Annotated in this window: 2 protein-coding genes; one reads left to right on the forward strand and one right to left on the reverse strand. The window is 61.0% G+C overall.

What is annotated here, in order from left to right:
• Positions 1-590: hypothetical protein (locus ACGFU7_RS47710; protein WP_393705049.1), on the reverse strand; the 590-nt coding region annotated here is incomplete at its 3' end.
• 15 nt (positions 591-605) lie between these two features.
• On the opposite strand from ACGFU7_RS47710, the gene ACGFU7_RS47715 reads away from it, so the two are divergent.
• Positions 606-3,506, forward strand: a 2,901-nt coding sequence (locus ACGFU7_RS47715) for a hypothetical protein (RefSeq protein WP_393705051.1), incomplete at its 3' end; no start/stop codon positions are given.

Raw genomic sequence — 3,506 nt, forward strand, 5'->3', positions numbered from 1 at the left:
GCATGCCGCACACCCTCACCACCACCCTCACCACCGGCGGCGAGATCGGAGCGCGACACCCGGAAAGCGATCAGCAACTCCTCCAGCAACCCGCCGCGCCGGACCCCGTCCGTACCGACGACCTCGTGCGGATGCCGACTCTGCGGGACACACGGTCGGTCGCTGTCTGGGCGGAAACCGAGCCCGCGCCCGACCGGGCCCACCGCCACAACGCCCCCCGGGCGTGGGGTGCCCCGGGGGTGGGCCCGCAGAGTGGTGAGTCTGCTTCTCGGGGCGGTGTGTTCGGTGCGGCCGTGGGCTTCCGTGGTGTCGGTGACGATTCTGCGGCGATGGATGCCGCGCGGGCTCTGGTCGTGGTTTCGCCGGGGGTCGAGCGTCCGGTCGCGGCACGGGCGGAGGCCGCGCGCCTGTTCGGACTTCTGCTGAGTGACCCGCAGGTGGCCGGGCGGATGCGTGCGAGCGGAGTGCGGGTCGTTGTGGTGCCGCGGGGCCAGAGCGTTGGTGAACTGCCTGACTTCGCGCACCTGGCCGAAGCCGGTGAGACACTCCCCGACGGCCGGTCCGCCAACGATGCCAGAGGTCTCACCCACGAGGTGTCCGGGCTGGTGGCGGTGGCGGAGGAGAACCTTCTGGGCCAGGACGCCGCCGACTACGCCGCCACCCAGCCCGAGGGCTACTCGTCAGCGTTGCACGAAGCCGCCCACATGGTCTTCTCGTTCGGCCTGGCCGACGGCCAACGCGAGCGGATCGGCCGGTTTCACCAGGAAAGGGCGGCCGCCGGGCCGGCGACTGAGTGGATCGATGGGCCGCTGACCGATACCGACGGCCAGACCACGGGCAACTACGCCTCCCACAGCCCGCAGGAGTACTTCGCCCAAAGCACGGTCGGCTACTTCGGCGCGAACTACGGCACCGATCCGCACAGTGGTCAGCCGCGCAACAACGGCTCCCACTGGGTCCAGAAAAACGACCCCGGCCTCTTTGCCCTCTTCGAAGACCTCTGGGGACCGGTCGGCGGACAGGACCTGGAGGCCAACACCCGTTCCGTCACCCACCGCGACGAGACCCTCTGGGAAGCACCGCGGGATCACACCGCAGTCACCGAAATCACCCCCACCGGGAACAGCCGCACCACCGAGCACGACACCGACACCACGGAGAGCGGCACACTCCACCCAGTTCCGCAGAAAACCGCTCACGACACGGCACGGGATTTGGGCGTCAGCGTCGGCACTCCTGTCGAGCGGGCCGAGGACGGGCACCAGGAGCGCGAGCGAATCCGGCAGGATTCTTCCGCGGAGACGGAACCGATCGATGCCGCGCTGGCGGACCACGCCGCGGCGCGCGGGGCACTCGCACAGGCCCGGGTTGCCCTGGAGACCGCGGAGGAGCGGTACCGCAACCAGGGCGAGGGCAGCTCCGCAAGGGTCACGGAACCCGGGGAGGCACAAGACGCGCTCACCGCCGCCGAAAATGCAGTCCAGGAAACCCGTGACACCTTGCTCAAGCTCGGTATCGACCTGGACGGGCTCAGGATCGACGAGGCGGACCTGTTGGCACGCCCCCGCCTGCCGGGCGGCGGCCTCACGGCCGCAGAAAAACAGGCCTATGAGGTAGACCTGGTAAAAGCGATCAATTCTTATTACAGAAATGGCGAGCATCTCGGATCCCTCCCAATAAAGGACTATAAGGAAGGTGATTTCAATCTCGGCAATTGGTTTAGATCTTTCAAAACAAGAGGTCTAAGGAATCTTTCGGATGCCGTAAAGGATGCCCTTGAGAACGCAGGGATTGCTTTCGAGAAAGATACAGTCAGCGGGATATGGAAAACTAAATCCACAAATCTTCGTGACCATGAAAATTCTCTGCTAATGGAGTCGACTTTCAGGGATTTTTACGAAACAAAATTCGAATTCTTCGGGTATCTCCCCTCGCGCGATTCCGAGATAGATGGATTCAATATTGGCAGGTGGGCCAGTAACTTCAAAGTCCAGGGGGTTGCATACCTCGGGGAGGAGATGAAGGAGGCTCTCCGGTGGGCGGGGATTAATTTCTCATTGGTGGATGGAAAGTGGAAAACGACTTCCCCTGCCTGGGGCCACGGTTGGGGGTCACGTCGGGTGGTGGAGGCGATCGGGTCGTATTACAGGGGTGGGAATGATTTTGGGAGTCCTGGTGGTCTCCCCGCCAGGGATCATGTGGAGGATGGATTCCCTCTTGGTTATTGGTTTGCGAATCTCGAGCGGGGGGTGCTGCGTCTGCCGGAGGAGGTGAAAAGGGCGCTTTCTTTGGCGGGTGTTCCTTTCGGCAGGATGGTTGTTGAGCGGAAGGGAGAGTTTGTCGAGCGGTGGGTAACCAGTGGTGAGGTTGCTGCCGGTGACGGGTTGGAGTCTTCGGTTGCTGGTGCTGGTGCTGGGGTTTCGGGTGTGCGGGCCGGTGTGGTGGGTGTCGGTGCGGAGGCTGGTCAGAAAACAGCGGTATTGGATTTGGAGGTGCGGGACGTCGGGGAGGATGGGGACGATGTCCTGGGTGCGTTTGAGACAGCGCTGGTGCAAGCGATCAATTCGTATTACAAAAATAATCTTGATCATGTCGGAAGATCCCTCCCAAAGTTTGACCATGAGGAAAATGGTTTCAAGCTCGGTAGTTGGTTTTCTAATTTCAAAACAAGAGGTCTAAGGAATCTTCCGGATGCCGTAAAGGATGCCCTTGAGAACGCGGGGATTACTTTCGAGAAAGATACAGCCAGCGGGATATGGAAAAATAAATCCACCTCTTATGGTGACCATATACGTTCTCTGCAGATGGAGTCGGCGTTCAGGGATTTTTACGAAAAAAACTTCGAATTCTTCGGGCATCTTCCCTCGCGCGATTCCGAGGTAGACGGATTCAATATTGGCAAGTGGGCCAGTAACTTCAGAATCAAGGGGCTTGCATTCCTCGGGGAGGAGATGAAGGAGGCTCTCCGGTGGGCGGGGATTAATTTCTCATTGGTGGATGGAAAGTGGAAAACGACTTCCCCTGCCTGGGGCCACGGTTGGGGGTCACGTCGGGTGGTGGAGGCGATCGGGTCGTATTACAGGGGTGGGAATGATTTTGGGAGTCTTGGTGGTCTCCCCGCCAGGGATCATGTGGAGGGTGGATTCCCTCTTGGTTATTGGTTTGCGAATCTTGAGCGGGGGGTTTCAGATCTGCCGGAGGGGGCGAAAAGGGCGCTTTCGTTGGCGGGTGTTCCTTTCGGCAAGGTGCTTGTTGACCGGGGGGGAGAGTTTGTCGAGCGGTGGGTAATACGGGGTGAGGTTTTTCCCGGCGGCGGGTTGAATTCTTCGGTTGATTTTGATGTGCCTGTGCCTGTGCCTGTGCCCGGGGTTGTTGATGTGGCTGGGGCTGCTGGTGCTGGTGCTGGGGTTTCGGGTGTGGGTGCGGGGCTGGGGGTTGGTTTGGAGGTGCAAGATGTTTTGGGTGATGGGGACTGTTTCATGCGTGCGTTGATCGGTTTCGGGGGT

The organism is Streptomyces sp. NPDC048473 (genome assembly GCF_043200155.1).
GTDB lineage: Bacteria > Actinomycetota > Actinomycetes > Streptomycetales > Streptomycetaceae > Streptomyces.